The organism is Sphingobacterium kyonggiense (genome assembly GCF_039536825.1).
GTDB lineage: Bacteria > Bacteroidota > Bacteroidia > Sphingobacteriales > Sphingobacteriaceae > Sphingobacterium > Sphingobacterium kyonggiense.
On the sequence record NZ_BAAAZI010000007.1, the window covers coordinates 297,109 to 314,562 of the forward strand.

At 38.1% G+C, this 17,454-nt stretch carries 14 protein-coding genes and 1 rRNA gene; 3 read left to right on the forward strand and 12 right to left on the reverse strand.

Translation table 11 applies throughout. The features are described from left to right. Positions 1-325 precede the first annotated feature (325 nt). The 8 genes from ABD676_RS10045 to ccoN form a co-directional block, all read right to left on the reverse strand. The gene (locus tag ABD676_RS10045; protein WP_344674535.1) at positions 326-3,034 is read right to left on the reverse strand and encodes a carboxypeptidase regulatory-like domain-containing protein; all 2,709 of its coding nucleotides are present in this window, start codon (positions 3,032-3,034) and stop codon (positions 326-328) included. An 84-nt stretch (positions 3,035-3,118) separates the two neighbouring features. After that, positions 3,119-4,588, reverse strand: a complete 1,470-nt coding sequence (cls, locus tag ABD676_RS10050; protein ID WP_344674536.1) for a cardiolipin synthase — start codon at positions 4,586-4,588, stop codon at positions 3,119-3,121. Positions 4,589-4,693: 105 nt separating this feature from the next. Further along, the gene (locus ABD676_RS10055; protein ID WP_344674537.1) at positions 4,694-5,389 is read right to left on the reverse strand and encodes a sulfite exporter TauE/SafE family protein; all 696 of its coding nucleotides are present in this window, start codon (positions 5,387-5,389) and stop codon (positions 4,694-4,696) included. A 1-nt stretch (position 5,390) separates the two neighbouring features. Further along, positions 5,391-5,816: a FixH family protein gene (locus ABD676_RS10060; RefSeq protein ID WP_344674538.1), complete on the reverse strand. Its 426-nt coding sequence runs from the start codon at positions 5,814-5,816 to the stop codon at positions 5,391-5,393. Positions 5,817-5,821: 5 nt separating this feature from the next. Further along, positions 5,822-7,219, reverse strand: coding sequence for a cytochrome c oxidase accessory protein CcoG (gene ccoG / locus ABD676_RS10065; RefSeq protein ID WP_344674539.1), 1,398 nt, complete (start codon positions 7,217-7,219; stop codon positions 5,822-5,824). Between the two features lie 26 nt (positions 7,220-7,245). After that, positions 7,246-8,154, reverse strand: coding sequence for a cbb3-type cytochrome c oxidase N-terminal domain-containing protein (locus ABD676_RS10070; protein ID WP_344674540.1), 909 nt, complete (start codon positions 8,152-8,154; stop codon positions 7,246-7,248). Between the two features lie 2 nt (positions 8,155-8,156). Continuing rightward, a complete protein-coding gene (locus ABD676_RS10075; RefSeq protein ID WP_344674541.1) occupies positions 8,157-8,348 on the reverse strand; it encodes a hypothetical protein in 192 nt (63 codons plus the stop codon). A 22-nt stretch (positions 8,349-8,370) separates the two neighbouring features. Next, positions 8,371-10,515: a cytochrome-c oxidase, cbb3-type subunit I gene (ccoN, locus tag ABD676_RS10080; protein WP_344674542.1), complete on the reverse strand. Its 2,145-nt coding sequence runs from the start codon at positions 10,513-10,515 to the stop codon at positions 8,371-8,373. Between the two features lie 469 nt (positions 10,516-10,984). On the opposite strand from ccoN, the gene ABD676_RS10085 reads away from it, so the two are divergent. Continuing rightward, on the forward strand, positions 10,985-12,589 hold the full coding sequence (locus tag ABD676_RS10085; protein ID WP_344674543.1) for a glycoside hydrolase family 31 protein: 1,605 nt from the start codon (positions 10,985-10,987) through the stop codon (positions 12,587-12,589). A 136-nt stretch (positions 12,590-12,725) separates the two neighbouring features. Here ABD676_RS10085 and ABD676_RS10090 read toward each other — a convergent pair whose 3' ends face one another. After that, a complete protein-coding gene (locus ABD676_RS10090; protein WP_344674544.1) occupies positions 12,726-13,463 on the reverse strand; it encodes a lytic transglycosylase domain-containing protein in 738 nt (245 codons plus the stop codon). A gap of 242 nt (positions 13,464-13,705) precedes the next feature. Between ABD676_RS10090 and ABD676_RS10095 the strand changes: the two genes are divergently transcribed. Then, on the forward strand, positions 13,706-15,274 hold the full coding sequence (locus ABD676_RS10095) for a pseudouridine synthase (RefSeq protein WP_344674545.1): 1,569 nt from the start codon (positions 13,706-13,708) through the stop codon (positions 15,272-15,274). Between the two features lie 71 nt (positions 15,275-15,345). Continuing rightward, a complete protein-coding gene (locus tag ABD676_RS10100) occupies positions 15,346-15,813 on the forward strand; it encodes a pyrophosphohydrolase domain-containing protein (RefSeq protein ID WP_344674546.1) in 468 nt (155 codons plus the stop codon). Positions 15,814-15,921: 108 nt separating this feature from the next. Here ABD676_RS10100 and mnmL read toward each other — a convergent pair whose 3' ends face one another. The 3 genes from mnmL to rrf form a co-directional block, all read right to left on the reverse strand. Next, complete coding sequence (mnmL, locus tag ABD676_RS10105) at positions 15,922-16,881, reverse strand: tRNA modification radical SAM protein MnmL/YtqA (protein ID WP_344674547.1); 960 nt, start codon at positions 16,879-16,881, stop codon at positions 15,922-15,924. A 95-nt stretch (positions 16,882-16,976) separates the two neighbouring features. Continuing rightward, a complete protein-coding gene (locus tag ABD676_RS10110; RefSeq protein WP_344674548.1) occupies positions 16,977-17,126 on the reverse strand; it encodes a hypothetical protein in 150 nt (49 codons plus the stop codon). 65 nt (positions 17,127-17,191) lie between these two features. Next, positions 17,192-17,303: ribosomal RNA gene (gene rrf, locus ABD676_RS10115) — 5S ribosomal RNA — on the reverse strand. Between the last annotated feature and the right edge of the window lie 151 nt (positions 17,304-17,454).

Below are 17,454 nucleotides of genomic sequence, written 5' to 3' on the forward strand. Positions count from 1 at the left end.
TTCGATTCAGGATGACGCGGTCTTGTGGTGGGGAATGAGACTCTTCGCTTTGCTCTGTTTGTAAATGACGAATCTAATATCCCGCCATTAGGTCTAAATACTTTCTACTATATACTGCCCGCAGGGCTCAGACTCTTCGCTTTGCTCTGTTTGTAAATGTCGAATCTAATATCCCGCCATTAGGTCTAAATACTAAATACTTTCTACTATATACTGCCCGCAGGGCTCAGACTCTTCGCTTTGCTCTGTTTGTAAATGACGAATCTAATATCCCGCCATAGGTCTATATACTAAATACTTTCTATTATATACTGCCCCAAGCGGTCTACTTTACTTCATAATAATACACTTGTCGACCTACATTACCTCCTAGGTCATTTCCTTCCACGACTACCTTGTATTTTCCAGTTCCGTCAGCGTTGTAGAATTCTAAGTTGATTTCTCCTGATTTTTCGATGCGGATATCTGGATTCCAGTAAACCGTAGTACGGTAATCGCTGGTTTGTTTACTTTCTGGAGTGGTATATTTTGGGGTATAGAATTTACGTTCTTTAATATATCCCAACGGGTAGAAGTCAATAACATTTGATTTCGGTAGCATGGCTTCAATCTGTGCCAATGTCATGCGTGGTTGTTTCTTTTCCTTTTTGGTGATGATGGAGACAACACCATCATTTTGATACAGGTTGCGAACAGTTCCTAAATCGTCTCGTAAGAAGATCTCCACGGATTCAATTTCGGGTATTTGGATAGCATTTAAAGATGCCTCATCAATTGGCATACCATTCAAGAAGAATTGTACTGGAACTCGACTTCCTTGATTGTAATTTCGTGTGATGTAGTACTTCAGTGTGTTGGTATCATAGGTTATACCGGTCAACATGGTATTTAAACACATGGATAGTACATTACATCCTGCGAAACGACTTCCGTCAATTCTATGCTCCGGCATCGATAGACCAGAGAGTGCAGAGAAATCTTTACTAGTCTGTTTGTTTTCAACACGCTTGGTTACTACAACTTCCTCAATAAGATTGGATGTTCTAAACTCCTTTTTGCTGTTATCTAAATACGCTTGTAGGTTCTGGTCAATGTTCTGAACAAAGGAGCTCTTATATGGATTTTCCTCGTCTATTTTAGGGAATTCAGTTGGATCCATGGTTATTACCAAGGAGCGGTAATTGGCATTGCTACGCGCATTGACAGTTGCTTTCAAGGAATCAGCAAATACAAGCTTATCAAAAGCAAATCGGCCTTGTGCATCGGTATAGGCATCCTTTTTTATAGCACCTCCAGGAATGGTTAATAACAACCCTGCTCCGGTTTGTAATTTACCAACATTATCTCTTAAGATACCAGAGATTACTATTCCTTCTTCAGGCATATAGCGAACCATTGGAAGCTTGCCTTTAATCAAGTCAGCATACTCAAATCTTCGGAAACCTTGAGTCAATAGAAGAGCATCTAAAGCTTCTGTTCTATTCTCGTTTTTACTATTGAAGTAATAGTTCGGTTTTTCTACATAGCCTTTCAAATCAGAGGTTAGAAGCATGTTACTAACAATACCACGATCATCATCGTCATTGTAAGGAACTTTCTTTTCATCAACTACTGATACAGAGAAGGTGCCTGGAAGACTATCAATATAATTGTTCAAGTTCAACTTTAACTTCACCAGGTCCTTACGAGCATAGCTAGGTTTATCTGAAGACACTTTAATGTCGATTAGCTGCTGTGGTTGAACAAATACCAGACGCTCCGAGATAGGCTGACCATCTGGGGTCAATAAGGTTAATTGCACTATACCATTTGGCAATTCTTTTTTAGGAATCTTAATCGCAACTGCTGAGCTCTTAATAGAAGCTTGGGCAGCATAAATTAAATGTCCATTCAATTGTCCAAAAATATAATACGGTTTGCCTTCTACCTTTTTAAAATAATCGTCACTGGTTACTAAGCCTAAATTGATAAATTCTGCATCTTGGGTAGTAAATACTACATTTATCTTATCAGATACAACAGCTGGTAAATCAAAGGATCTTTCGGTTCCATTATCAAAGCTTACAACAGCCTTGTATGTTTCACCCAGTACAGGAAGCAAGGAAAATGTTCCCATACCTAATCCTAAGTCTTCGAATGTTGCGACTTCATTTTTCTTACTATCAATGATTTTCCCTTTGATATGGATTCCTTTACCATTCGAAGCAACAGCTTTAAAAGCTACCCTTTTGGCTAATCCCGCAATAAGATCACCACCCTCTGGAAAGAATTGAACATCGGCATTAAAAAGTGCATTGGCTAAAGGATAGTTACCTACTAAAGTTTCAGCATCCTCTACCTTGACTACAATTCTACCTTTCTTAAACTTATCACTTTCTTTATTGGATAGATTAACCGTTAGTCGGCCTAATTCATCCGTTTCTCCTTTACCTTTATCAAAGGCGTCCCAACCATCGTTAGCTTCCCAAGTCAATTTCTTTTTAACCAATAATTGTCCATCACGACCGCGGAATTGCAAGGTTGCTTTCGTACGGCTACCATCAGGTGTAAAGGTTATATCAGCACCTAATTTCTTATTGATGGCATCGCCTACAGTTACCACTTTATTAAAGTAGTATCCCATATCGAAGTTCATCATCCATTTGGTATACGCGCGGAAGCGGTAGTTATCCTGCGCATAGAATTGCGGATCTAAAATCAATTGACCATTCCCAGCACCTTCTTTCAATGGAATGCGCATGGTCTGTATTAATGAATCTCGTCCATTTAATACTTCCACGTATGCAATCTTACTTGGGCTATAATTGAAAAGATTGGTATTCAGGTATGTTTTAAACCAAAGGGTATCACCTACGGCATAATAAGGCTTATCGAAATGCATGTGAACTTTCTCAACTGGGTAAACGGAGAAATACTTCTGTACATTTTCAACAGCTGTATTAATTGGAATAGCAGGTTTCTCTTGTGATTTTGCGTATGGAATAGTTACGATAAAGGCAATAATTGCGAATACGATACGGTTAACTTTACTCATCAAATATTCAATTTTGGAAAAAGCTAAATATATTGATTTTTTAATGAAGATGTACCCTAATTAGGGAAATTTAACAGCTTAGGCCTAAAGAAGAGGTGCCAAAAGACGGCATAAGGAGTCCATAGCACGGAGCCAAGGCTTGCGTTTTTTCCAATCTCTTATACTGATTTGGGAACAATTCTGCTTATCAATTTTAAACTGATCTTCCATTTGTTTGCAGAATTCTTTATTCGAAATAACGGCCGCAACTTCATAATTGATATAGAAACTACGGAAATCTAGATTAACAGTACCTACATAAGCGATCTTTCCATCGATAATGGCTGTTTTAGCATGTAGAAATCCTTTATCATAAAAATACACATGTACACCTCGCTCTAACAGGGGTTTCAGGAAAGAAAGGCTAGCGTGCTGCACAAACCAATTGTCACCTTTCGAAGGTATCATCAATTCTACCTTGACACCGGATGCAGCAGCTGACTTCAATGCGGTAGCAAGTTCTTCAGTTGGAATATAATATGGGGTACAGAGTTGAACACTTTCACTTGCCTCACCAATACTAATTAATAGGGCTTCCATATTGAAAGGACCGATAGAACCAGGGTCTGAGGATGCCAGAGCGACAGCAGATAATTCATCTGTTACAGCAGGGGTTTCATGGAAATAACCTTCATCTAGATTAAAAGACTCACCATCGGTTTGATTCCATTGATTCCAAAAACTTATTTGGAACATAGAAGCTGCATTTCCAACAATCTTTACAGAGGTATCTCGCCAATATAAATCGAAATTATTAGGATTGATGTAACGATCTGAAATATTAATACCACCGATATAGGCTGTAAATCCATCAATGACTGCGATCTTCCGGTGATTACGATAATTACTGTTTGCCAAAGAAGTGAAAGTTACAGGAAGGAAAGGTTGAAACTCAATTTTAGAATCCTTCTTTTTTCGCATGTATCGAACAAGCTTTGGAGAACCAAAACTATCCACTATTAAACGGACTTTGACCCCCTCTGCTGCTTTTTTTTCTAATAGATCTAAAACTTGTGTCCCGATTCCATCTACATCAAAAATGTAATATTCCATATGAATGGAATGTTTTGCCTCAGCCAAAGAAGCTAAAAATAAAGGAAATTTTTGTTCTCCATTTATCAATAAGGTGACATTGTTGTTGAGGGTTGGTGTGGAGAGCTTTTCGTTCTTTAAATAAGAATATACGCGTGAGAGATCCCCTATTTTGCTGTGTATATTTCGAATGGACCATAACATCAACGGTTCTAATCGTTGAAACTCCTTCTTTAATCGCAGAGTCTGTTCTTGATTGATGCGTTTCAATTTCTTGACCTTGGAGAATTTCTGTCCAAAGAGATAATACAAGATCAAACCAGCAAACGGTATAAATACAATAACTAGTACCCAAGAAATAGTTTTCGTGGGATTTCTATTTTCAATAAGTATAGTGATAGTAACACCGACATACACGATTAACATGGGAATCCATCCCCATTGTTCTAAAAATAATATGACAGCATCAAAATGTTCCTTCATTGCAGGTATATACTTATCATTAACCCCATATAGTCTGTATTGTTTGACAATAAGGAATTATAAGCTTACAATATAGCAAAAAAAGATAATGGAAAGATTCTTTCCTTAGAATGCACAGTTCATAGCACCGTCCACATGGATGAGCGGACTGAGATAAGGGATATCTAAATTAGCACCACGTAATATAAACCACACCCCCATAAGAATAAACAAAATGGGCAATACGGTACTGAAACCTTTTTTGAAGATTCTTTTCGGGAAATTACCAGCAAAGGAGAATACCAATAATAAAGGCAAGGTTCCTAAACCAAAGAGTAACATAAAGTAGAAACTGTTCCAAATGGAATCGGCATTTACTGCTGAGGCTAAAGCCATATAAACCATACCACAAGGTAGAATACCATTCAATACCCCGGCAACAAAACTACCTCCTGGTCTGTATAACCATTTCCCCATGAACTTGGCAAATGGCTGAATAGCTTTTGTTTGGATAGCCGCTAAGTTACTGGACGACTTGCCAAACATATAGAATAATCCGATGGCGAATAATAAAATTCCGGTAACAAGACTAAAGCCTTGCTGCCAACCTTGAAGACTAGCCACATTACCTAATAATCCAAGAAATAAACCTATCAGACCATAGGTTAGGATTCGTCCAAATTGATAGAGTAACTTATTAAATGTTGTTTTCCATGAGATGCCCTGCCCTGCTTGTACAGCCAAGAGTAGTGGACCGCACATGACCGCACAGTGGATACTTCCAAGAAGTCCCATAAAAAACGCTAAATAATGATAAGTCATGTTATTGAATAAAAACAGCGTGGTCTGAGATGTATTCCACGTTGCTATGTTTCCAATCGATTGCTAAGTTCCAATTACCTTTCTCAAAACTGGATAAAGGAAGTTTAAACTCTTTAGAACTGGTAGAAAAAGGTAAGGTCTTATCAAACTTTCCATTGTCTGGACGCTTAAAAATCAAATTTCCTTGATTACCCACTTCCACAAAGCTTATCAATAAAGTATCCTTTAAGAGCTGAATCTTTGGTTTTGCATGATCCTTTAAGAGATTTTCCTTTTTATGATAGGTAACATCATAATTCAAACTGTTCTCATAGTAATCAGGATCCACCAAGGAATCGGAATCATGTGTGACCATATAAATTCCAGCACCAATGATAAATAGCATGAATGCTCCTAAACCAAATACAATTTTATATCCCCAATTCATGTCAACTATTTTGCTGGTGGAGCAATAAAGGTTGTTTCCATTTCCTCTATTATCTTATCTCCAGAAATGATATTTACTTTAATATCGGATTTATATTTCTTAATATCTTTTTGATCTAAAATCAAGAACAAACTCAATTTAGCACTACCTTCTTTTGCCAAGTGGGATATAGGATTTACGATTTGAATTCGTACGCCTTTATCTGGACTTTCTAATTTGAAATCTAATTCCTTACTGGTCTTATTGAGGACTTCTAAGGTATAAAGATTGGCTACTGTTCCATCATCTTTCAACTGATAGGTACTTCCCTTTGCGCGTAATAATCTACCATCAACATCGGAACGGCTAAAGATCATAAATCCAAAAATACTCATTAAAACCACCAAAACAATGGAGTAAACGATGGCACGTGTATTTTTCTTTTTACCCTTCTCAATGCTCTCTTTGCCTTCTGCCTGAGCTAAGGTATAAAAACCGATTAATCGTCTGGGCTTATTGATTTTATCCATAACAGCATCACAGGCATCAATACAAGCTGTACAGGACACACATTCCAATTGCGTTCCATTACGGATGTCAATTCCTGTTGGACAGACATGCACGCAGAGATTACAGTCTATACAGTCCCCTTTAGGTGTGTCATCACCTTTACGGATTTTACCACGAGGTTCTCCTCTAGCGGTATCATAGGCTACCGTTACGGAGTTGTCATCCAATAAAACCCCCTGTAACCTACCGTAAGGACAAATACGCGTACATACAATCTCACGCACGTAGGCAAATACAAAGTAGAACACAAAGGTAAACACAATGATGGAAAGGAATCCAACAATATGTTGATCAATCGGATCGGTTGCTATTTTAATTAAGGCATCAATCCCAATGATATATGCCAAAAAGAGGTTGGATATGATAAAGGAGATGAGCAAGAAGATACTGTGTTTAAGGACTTTTTTCCAAGCTTTAGCATCGGTATCTGGTCCTTCATTTAATTTCTTCTGCTGCATCCAATCACCTTCGATCAAGTATTCGATTCTTCGGAAGATGAGTTCCATGAAGATGGTTTGTGGACAGGTCCATCCGCACCATACCCGGCCATAAACTGCCGTAAAGAGTACAATACAGACCATCACGATCAACATCCCAAAGAGGAAGATATGGAAATCCTGAGGGTAAAATAGGTTTCCAAAGATGGAGAATTTCCTTTCCACAATGTTAAACATGAGGAAAGGGTTTCCATTAATTTTTAGGATTGGTCCTAAGAAAAAGAATAGTAGCAAACCATACCCGACAATCTGTCGATAATTAAATAGCTTCCCACCAGGTTTCTTAGCGTAGACCCATTTTCTTTTCGATTTATCAGATTGGTTTGAATTTCCGGTTTCATTTACTACTATTCCCATGATATTGTTAATACAAAGAATTTACATTAATTGGCTGCTGTAGCCGTACTATCAGGTGCTGCTGCAGCATCTCCTGCTCCGCCTTCGTTTTCATATTTAATAACTTCAGAACCTTCAGCTCCTTTCGGATTCGCTGGTTTGGTATCACGAAGTGTTAAGATGAAATTACTTACCTCAGCGATCTGTGCAGGGGTTAAAGTTTGTTCCCAAGGCACCATACCTTTATCTGGAACACCATATTTAACGGTTTTGAAGATATCCTTAATCTCTCCGCCATGTATCCAAAAGCGGTCAGCTAGGTTAGGTCCAATTCCACCTTCTCCATTTCCACCGTGACAAGCCACACAATTCGTTGCGAAAATCGCTTTACCATTTGCTGCCAAGGTGCCTGAAGCATCTACCTCAATGGTATTTTCATCAAAGGAGTTTGCGGATTGTGCCAAGAATTCTTTCTTAGCTTCTTCCGCTTTGGCCATCTCTCTTTCATATTCTTGATCCTGGTTAAGACCAATACCGAATACTTGGTAAACCAATAAGTAACCTACAGCGAATACACAGGTAGAGTAAAACAAGGCGTTAAACCAAACTGGAATAGGGTTATCCAATTCTTGGATTCCATCATACTCATGGTCAATTACTAAGTCTTTTTCTTGCTCGATAGGTTTTAAGCCCATGAAGTAATTCCAAGCTTTCGTCCAATAGCCTTTACGAGCTACTTTACGTTCAGCGGCAAGACGATTCTCTTCTTTCACCACTTCTGGCATGGTCACTTTCAGCATGGCTTTCAGTGCTCGGTTGATAGCTACTGCAGCTACAAGTACAGCAATTAGCACTAAGAATACAACCAAGTAGAATATATCGTTGTACATATTGCCGGTCCCAAACGTTACGTCCGTTGTGGGAGCCGCATTTGCCAATATTATTAAAATATTCATATTTATTTCGATTCAGGTAAGTTCTCTAATTCGTTTTCAGATTCCTCAAAGGGCAAACCTTTCATGTAATCTACGAAGCTCTTTTTCATGCGAACCAACATAATAGTCACCGCAATGAAGAATGTTAAGAAGATTAACAAGGAGATTATCATATAAATCTCGTCCCCATGTAAATTTGTGATTTGCTTCCACATAGCTATTTCGTTTTATTTTACATTAATTAGATCCTGCAACTGGAGCTTCTTCTTTAGGAGCTGCCTGTGCTTTGATATCTGTTCCTAAACGTTGTAAGTAGGCAATGATCGCCACAATCTCTTTAGTAGGCTCTACCTGTACTTGATTTGCTGCCAAATCTTTTGCAATAGTTGCCGCCTGTGCTTGTGCATGTTCTAAAGCATTGTCCACTTCATCATCAGAATAAGGAACACCTAGATTACGCATCGCTTTCATTTTTGCGTTTAAGTATTTGTAGCTGATCTCTTGATCAATTAACCAAGGATATGGCGGCATGATACTTCCTGGTGAAGTAATCGTTGGATCCAACATGTGGTCAAAGTGCCATTTATTTGGATACTTACCTCCTATACGGTGCAAGTCTGGTCCTGTACGTTTAGAACCCCATAAGAACGGATGGTCATATACGAATTCTCCAGCTTTGGAGTATTCCCCATAACGAGCCGTCTCCGAACGGAAAGGACGAATAGTCTGCGAGTGACAGTTCACACAGCCTTCGCGGATATACAAGTCACGACCTGTTAATTCCAATGCTGTATAAGGTTTTACAGCCTCAATTTTCGGAATGTTATCCGATACGGTAAATGTAGGGATCATCTCTACCAAACCACCGATTAAGATAGCAATCAAGGAAAGCACCATAAACAACATCGGCTTACGCTCAAGACGACGGTGTTGCGAACGCTCTGATACAGTAACTTGCTCCAATGCTGGTGCTTCAGCTGGTTCATTTGCTAATAGCTTACCAGTTTTGATGGTTTTGATTAAGTTGTATGTCATTAAGATCACACCAGATAGGTATAAAGCACCACCTACTGCACGCATCATGTGCATTGGAAGGATCTCTAATGTAGTAGCTAAGAAGTTAGGGTATTTTAATACACCTTCTGGAGTGAAGTCTTTCCACATTAAACCTTGAACTACTGCAGCCCAGTACATAGGGATAGCATAGAATAAGATACCTAATGTACCAATCCAAAAGTGGGTAGTTGCTAATTTCTTAGAGTATAATTGTGTTCTATAGATTCTTGGGATTAACCAGTACAGGATAGCAAAGGTCATGAAACCATTCCAACCTAATGCTCCTACGTGCACGTGGGCAACGATCCAGTCGGTAAAGTGTGCAATCGCGTTTACTTGTTTTAAAGATAACATCGGACCTTCAAACGTAGCCATACCATAACAGGTCAATGCTACAACCATGAATTTCAAAGTTGGTTCAGTACGCACTTTATCCCAAGCACCACGTAATGTCAATAAACCATTGATCATACCTCCCCAACTTGGTGCAATCAACATAATGGAGAATACTACTCCTAAAGACTGTACCCAACTAGGTAATGAAGTATATAATAAGTGGTGAGGTCCTGCCCAAATATAGATGAAGATTAAGGACCAGAAGTGTAGAATACTTAATTTATAAGAATAAACCGGACGATTAGCCATCTTTGGCAAGAAGTAATACATCATCCCTAAGAATGGCGTAGTTAAGAAGAAAGCTACGGCATTGTGTCCATACCACCATTGAACAAGGGCATCCTGAACACCGGAATAAACATAATAACTCTTAAAAAAGCTAATTGGCAATTGGATAGAATTGACAATGTGCAATACAGCCACCGTTACGAAAGTTGCGATGTAGAACCATACAGCTACATACATGTGACGCTCTCTACGTTTGATGATTGTTCCAAACATGTTAACACCAAACACCACCCAGATTATAGTAATGGCGATATCAATCGGCCATTCCATCTCTGCATACTCGTGTGAGGTGGTCAACCCTAAAGGAAGGGTAATTGCTGAGGCTACAATGATAAACTGCCAACCCCAAAAGTGGACTTTACTTAGAACGTCGCTAAACATTCTGGCTTTTAACACCCGCTGCATGGAGTAATAGGCCCCCATGAAAATTGCATTTCCCACAAATGCAAAAACCACAGCATTGGTGTGCAATGGTCTGATACGACCAAATGTTGTAAACTGCGTATCGAAGTTCATGATCGGCCATACCAGCTGTAAGGCTGCTATTAAGCCGACAGTCATGCCGACAATACCCCAGATTACAGTCGCGATTCCAAAATCTCTGACAATCTTGTTGTCATAATTAAATTGCTCTACCTGCATTATTCTTTATATTAAGTTAACTTGTTCAAAAGTAGCAGTATCACGATGACATTCTAATGATAATAGGAAGCAAGAAATAATGATATAAATCACATTTTATCGGAAGCGTAGTTTTATCGGCTTTTATAGGTTTTCCATAATCAATAGGTGTTAGGTGACATTGTCCTGACAATAAATTTAAACAAATTTCATCATGAAAAACAATAAAATCAGTAAACAAAGTCTATAAAAACTCTTGGTTTTCAGTTAGATGAAAATATTTGTCACAAAAGCAAAACCCGGCCTTTCTATTCTATTTTATTAGAAATAATTATAAAATAATTTACCTAAAACCAAGATATAACAGTAAAAAATGCAGTTTATACGATAAAAATATATGCTTAGGGTAAAAATTACACTTTTAGAGTTATGATTTTAGGCTATAAGCATTTATGTTTGTAGGTAATTAATAAAATCAAAACTAGGGAAAATGTCAATTATTAAAAATGTATTGGTTTGTGCTGGTCTTGTTGGCCTATTCGGAAACAGCCTAACGCAAGCTCAAGAAAAAAACACCTTAACAATAACTAAGGAAAAGAATGAATATTGGTGGGGCGGTGCTGTCGCACTTGGCTCATACATGCCATATGTACAAGACATGAAAGAATTCAACCTTGAATTCCAGAACAACAATAACCAAGTTGTGCCATTATTTATCTCAAACAAGGGTCGCTTTGTATGGGGCGATAAACCATTTGCCTTTAAAGTTGATAAGGATAAAATTGATCTTTCCTCTAAATATGAAAACTTAAAGGTTCAACAAGCTGGAACAACTTTGCGTTCTGCTTATTTGAAAGCTAGTCAGGAATATTTCCCCGCAACAGGCAAACTACCTGAGGAATTGTTTTTCTCTATGCCACAATACAACACCTGGATTGAATTGATGTATAATCAAAATCAACATGACATCCTAAAATATGCACAAGCTATTGTCGACAATGGATTCCCAAGTGGGGTATTGATGATTGATGATAACTGGCAGCGTTATTATGGAAACTTTGATTTCCGTGCTGAGAAGTTTGAAGATCCTAAAGAAATGGTAAAGAAATTACATGATCTTGGATTTAAAGTCATGCTTTGGGTTTGTCCTTTTGTAAGTGCAGATTCTCCAGAATATCGCGATTTAGATGCTAAAGGTTATTTGATCAAAGAAAAGAATTCGAAAAGTCCAGCAATTATTTCTTGGTGGAATGGAAAGAGTGCTTGTTATGATTTGACGAATCCAAAAGCCAAAGCACATTACATCGCTCAATTAAAACACATGCAGGAAGAATACGGTATAGATGGTTTCAAATTTGATGCTGGTGATAACCAATTCTACAATCCAGCACGTATAAGCAGCTTCGATCAATCGGCTATTTCCGTAGATCATACTAAAGCTTGGGCAGAAATAGGATTAGAATTCCCATTCAATGAATACCGTGCAGGATGGAAAATGGGGAATCAACCATTAGTACAACGCTTAGGTGATAAAGCCTACTCTTGGAAAGCGGTTCAAATGTTAGTACCTGATATGATTGCAGCTGGTCTAATGGGCTATGGTTATACCTGTCCAGATATGATTGGTGGAGGTTCTTTCGCAGCATTCTTAAATATTAAGGATGATGAATTTGATCAGAAACTAATTGTACGTTCTGCTCAAGTACATGCTTTGATGCCAATGATGCAGTTTTCTGTTGCTCCATGGCGTATTTTAAGTAAAGAAAACTTAGAAATTGCTAAGAAAGCAGCTAAACTACACCAAGCATTTGGTTCTTATATTCTAGAACAAGCACATAAGACAGCTAAATCTGGTGAACCAATTGTTCGTCACATGGATTACTCCTTCCCTAATGAGGGTTTTGAAACTTGTCAAGATCAATTTATGTTAGGTGAGAAATTCTTAGTAGCTCCAGTGATAACAAACGAGGATAAAAGATCCGTAAAATTACCAAAAGGAAGATGGAAAGATGATTTAGGAAAGATTCATAAGGGAGGTAAAACCATTGAAATGGATGTTCCTTTAGCAAGACTACCCTATTTTGAGAAGATCTAATCAATAGAAGAAACAATATTAACAGTATAAAGAGCAGCCATTAGGTTGCTCTTATTCTTTATTTATATAAAAAGAAAAAGGAAACCGAGTTGGTTTCCTTACCTGTATTGATACTTTCTTATTTCGCTAGAGTAGATTATCCTTTTTCTAAAATTGTCTTCATCGATATAATCTTGTAGACATAGGATCCAGTTTCGGCATTTAATCTTAGGTCATAATAATTGTCCTTACGTTGTCTTTTCAAAGAATTTCGAAGACTACCACCACCTACATTGTAAGCCGCAGCTACTAATGTCCAATCACCAAACTCCTTGTATAAGGATTTTAGATAACGGGCAGCAGCATGTGTGGATTTTGTAAGGTCTAATCGATCATCAACACTCCCATTCACACGTAGTCCATAAAGTCTAGCTGTTGCAGGCATGAACTGCCAGTAACCACCAGCGCCCTTATGCGAAGTAGTTCCCGGATTAAGACTGCTTTCAACTACTGCTACGTACTTGAAATCGTCAGGGATGCCATAACTTTGAAGGATCTTGGCGATACGAGGTAATAATTTGTCCGCCTTTTTATGAATGTAATGCGATGAACGCTCAAGGTAAGAAAATTTGCGTAGATAGAGATCTAATTTACGCTTTACCTTCTCTTGTTCAAGAGGGATATTTTCTTCGGCAAATGAGAGATTTGCATAGAAATCATCCTCTGAATCTTTTTTCGATGCTTCCAATGTCGTTGCTACATTGTCCATCATCGAGTGGTTTAACGCCTTTCTAAAAGGGTCTCCCACGACTTCTGGTTGGGGGTTCGAGTACAGTTTTGACAGCAACATAAAAGTCAAAAGTGCACTACAACATAATACTCTTTTTTTTATCATTCAATCCCTTACTGCTATCCTATCCACGCATTCGAAAAACCGATCAAAAGACAGCTTGGTAAAAATCAAGCTCCAAAGGTAACACATATTTTCTTATCTACCAAACAGTTAGCTTTTTTAACGCTTTTTAACAACTCTCACCTACCCTTAAAAGTCCAGCCTAAGACGCTGAAATAAAAGAAAATAAATAATCATTAATCTCATTAAATTATGTATCTTTGTGGCTCAATTTTTTTGAAATTATGCCATTTAGTAGCAACAGGAACAGTCGAGACGACAACTCCAGAAGGAACAGAAGCAACTCAGAAAGCTTCGGAGATCGCAAAAGAACCGATAACAAAGGCTCTTTTAACTCTAATAGAGATTCAAATCGCAAATCAGACAAATTTCGTAACAATGACGGTGATTCAGGCTTCAAGAAGTTTGACCGTGATAGTAAATTCGGCCGTCCAGATAGAGAAGGCGGATTTAAGAAATTTGACCGCGATAACCGTGATGACAGATCAAGTCGTCCAGATAGAGAAGGCGGATTTAAGAAATTTGACCGCGATAACCGTGATGACAGATCAAGTCGTCCAGATAGAGAAGGTGGATTTAAGAAATTCGATCGCGATAACCGTGATAACAGATCAGGCCGTCCAGAGAGAGAAGGTGGATTCAAGAAATTCGATCGTGATAACCGTGATAACAGATCAGGTCGTCCAGAGAGAGAAGGAGGTTTCAAGAAATTCGATCGTGATAGCCGTGATAACAGATCAGGTCGTACAGAGAGAGAAGGTGGATTCAAGAAATTCGATCGTGATAGCCGTGATAACAGATCAGGTCGTCCAGAGAGAGAAGGTGGATTCAAGAAATTCGATCGTGATAGCCGTGATAACAGATCAGGTCGTCCAGAGAGAGAAGGTGGATTCAAGAAATTCGATCGTGATAACCGCGATAGCCGTGGAAAAGACTTTGGAGACAGACGCAGAGATAGCCGTAGCTTCCAAGATCGTGATAATAGAAATGACAATGAAGATCGTGGAGAAAGAAAAACAATTTTCAGATCTCGTAAACCAGCATCAGATCGTACATTTAAAGAGGCTGAAGATGACGGCTTAATCCGTTTGAATCGCTATATCGCTAATTCAGGAATTTGTTCTCGTCGTAAAGCTGATGAATTAATTGAAGCAGGAGTAATTTCAGTAAATGGTGAAGTAGTAACCGAATTAGGTACAAAAGTAGATCCAGCGAAAGACGAAATCAAATATAATGATGAACGTCTGAAAAGAGAGAAAATGGTTTATGTGCTTTTAAATAAACCAAAAGATTACATTACAACAACTGACGATCCACAAGAACGTAAAACAGTAATGCAATTGGTTTCAAAAGCTACAAAAGAACGTATTTATCCTATTGGTCGTTTAGACAGAAATACTACCGGTTTATTGCTATTAACCAATGATGGTAATCTTGCTGAAAAACTTTCTCATCCGAGAAATAATATCAGTAAAATCTACCAGGTAGAATTGGATAAGAGCTTAACCCAGGGAGATTTTAATAAAATTCAATTCGGTATTGAATTAGAAGATGGATTTATTAAACCAGATGATGTTAGCTACGTAATGGGTGCATCAAAACGTGAAATAGGTATCCAAATCCACTCTGGTAAAAACCGTGTTGTTCGTCGTATCTTCGAATCATTAGGATATGATGTGGTTAAACTTGATCGTGTTGTCTATGCCAACCTGACCAAGAAAGACCTTCCAAGAGGACGTTGGAGATTCTTGGACGATAAAGAAATCATACAGTTGAAACACTTAATGAAATAAAACGAAAGGCACCTCAAGGTGCCTTTTTTTATTGCCCCATCTTTTGTATTTTTATCAAAATTAGAATGACTATGACAGACCCAAAATGTTTAACATCGGTAGCTGAATTTCATACAACTTTTCAACATCCGATATTAGAACAGCCTACCATCCCTTCTGAGAGCAGATGTAACCTAAGAGTAGCCTTGATCGCTGAAGAACTTAAAGAGTTGCAAGAAGCGATTGAAAACAAGGATATGGTAGAAATTGCAGATGCCTTATGTGACATCCAATATGTATTATCAGGTGCTATCCTGGAATTTGGCCTTAAAGATAAATTCAACGATTTATTTAATGAGGTTCAACGCTCCAATATGAGTAAAGCATGCAAGACTGAAGAAGAAGCAATCGCTACACAAGAACATTATAAAGCAAAGGGTGTAGATTCCTATTATAAAGAAATTGATGGTAAGTTTCTAGTTTTCCGACAGGGAGATGATAAGACCCTAAAATCCATCTACTATTCCCCAGCTGATTTAAAATCAATAGTTGAGAAATAAGAATTAAAAAATTGAAAAAGGGAAAGATTAACTTTCCCTTTTTTTATGATTGATTACAAAACCATAGCAACTTAAAACGATTATTATTTAAAGCCCCATATACACCTTCTATTGCTCAACAATCTCTTGATAAGCTGAACCCTGTTTCACGCCTCGATCCTCCAATCCCTTATCAATTTTAGACTGAATACCAGATTTTGGAAATCCCCAATTTGGTGCAATTAATAATTCACGATCAGCAATACCAAAAATCCGTTGAATAATGATATCCGGTCTTAATAATGGAATAAATTTAGAAAGGAACTCCGTATAACTTTCAATTGTGAATAAAGGGAATGGTTCTCTTTTATATTTAACCCCCATAATACTACCTTCTACAATATGTAAATGGTGGAGTTTTACAAACTTAATCTTAGGGTGTTTATTAATCTCCTCAGCATATTTTAACATCATCTCCTCTGTCTCCCATGGAAAACCAAAGATGGTGTGCACACAAAGCTCCAATGAGGTGTTTTCCAACAACTTCATGGTCTGAATAAACTCATCGTGTGAACAACCTCTGTTAATTTTCTCTAAAGTATCATTGTAAATAGATTCCATACCCATCTCCAGATCCACATCATAACGATCGGTATAACTTTCCAAAAGGGCAATTTTCTCAAAATCCAAACAATCAGGACGAGTACCAACAGATAATCCCAATGTATGTTCCGGACAAATACTTAATGCCTCATCATACATCATTTTTAGCAAATGCGTAGGTGCATAGGTATTGGTATTCGGTTGGAAATAAATAATAAACTTCTCAGCACCGTAACTGTTTCTAGCACGTTCAATTCCATTCTCCACTTGTTCACGGATAGAAGGAATCTTTCTTGCTGTATCCGGTGTAAAGGAATCCACATTGCAATAGGTACAACCACCATATCCTTTGCTTCCGTCTCTGTTCGGACAGGTAAAATTACCATCTACGATAACTTTAAAGACCTTTTGTCCATTGTATTTCTCTTTCAGATATGCACCATAATGGTTATATGGCTTAATACCGTTGTCTAATTGTGTGCCCATTGTAAATGCAAAGATAAGGAATTATTTGAAGTAGACCACTACGCTGTTAGATGCCCTGTGGGCAGTATATAGTAATTAGTATGTAGTAGTTAGACCTATTGGCGGGATAACAACACGCCGAACCCTATATAGGAAGTAACCGATATCCAATACAGTTCCGGTACAATTCCTCCGATGACGGTAGGGTCATTGCATGCATCGACCGCCAGAACAATACCATTCAATCCATTCAGATAGTAAGCCATTTGTTCTGGATTACCCCAAAAACAGAAAGGCCCGTCATCTCATCGATGACGGGCCTCCGTATAAAATTAGGCACCGACCTACTCTCCCACCTGTTACGGCAATACCATCGGCTCTGGCGGGCTTAACTTCTCTGTTCGGAATGGGAAGAGGTGGACACCGCCGATATAGGCACCTGAATATCTTTTAAGTATCGGATATCTTGATCTAGCACTGTCGCCCATAAAGGGTCTAACTACCAAATACTAAATACTCCATACTATATTGACATGTTATTGGAAGAAAAGATAAAAAAGAGAGAGGACAACAGAACTATCCGCATTGGAAAGC

Coding starts and splice junctions, on each gene's coding strand:
- ABD676_RS10085 (WP_344674543.1), top strand. CDS start 10,985: ATGTCAATTATTAAAAATGTATTGGTTTGTGCTGGTCTTGTTGGCCTA.
- ABD676_RS10110 (WP_344674548.1), bottom strand. CDS start 17,126: ATGGCTTACTATCTGAATGGATTGAATGGTATTGTTCTGGCGGTCGAT.
- ccoN (WP_344674542.1), bottom strand. CDS start 10,515: ATGCAGGTAGAGCAATTTAATTATGACAACAAGATTGTCAGAGATTTT.
- ABD676_RS10070 (WP_344674540.1), bottom strand. CDS start 8,154: ATGAATATTTTAATAATATTGGCAAATGCGGCTCCCACAACGGACGTA.
- cls (WP_344674536.1), bottom strand. CDS start 4,588: ATGAAGGAACATTTTGATGCTGTCATATTATTTTTAGAACAATGGGGA.
- ABD676_RS10095 (WP_344674545.1), top strand. CDS start 13,706: ATGCCATTTAGTAGCAACAGGAACAGTCGAGACGACAACTCCAGAAGG.
- ABD676_RS10100 (WP_344674546.1), top strand. CDS start 15,346: ATGACAGACCCAAAATGTTTAACATCGGTAGCTGAATTTCATACAACT.
- mnmL (WP_344674547.1), bottom strand. CDS start 16,881: ATGGGCACACAATTAGACAACGGTATTAAGCCATATAACCATTATGGT.
- ABD676_RS10045 (WP_344674535.1), bottom strand. CDS start 3,034: ATGAGTAAAGTTAACCGTATCGTATTCGCAATTATTGCCTTTATCGTA.
- ABD676_RS10055 (WP_344674537.1), bottom strand. CDS start 5,389: ATGACTTATCATTATTTAGCGTTTTTTATGGGACTTCTTGGAAGTATC.
- ccoG (WP_344674539.1), bottom strand. CDS start 7,219: ATGGGAATAGTAGTAAATGAAACCGGAAATTCAAACCAATCTGATAAA.
- ABD676_RS10090 (WP_344674544.1), bottom strand. CDS start 13,463: ATGATAAAAAAAAGAGTATTATGTTGTAGTGCACTTTTGACTTTTATG.
- ABD676_RS10060 (WP_344674538.1), bottom strand. CDS start 5,816: ATGAATTGGGGATATAAAATTGTATTTGGTTTAGGAGCATTCATGCTA.
- ABD676_RS10075 (WP_344674541.1), bottom strand. CDS start 8,348: ATGTGGAAGCAAATCACAAATTTACATGGGGACGAGATTTATATGATA.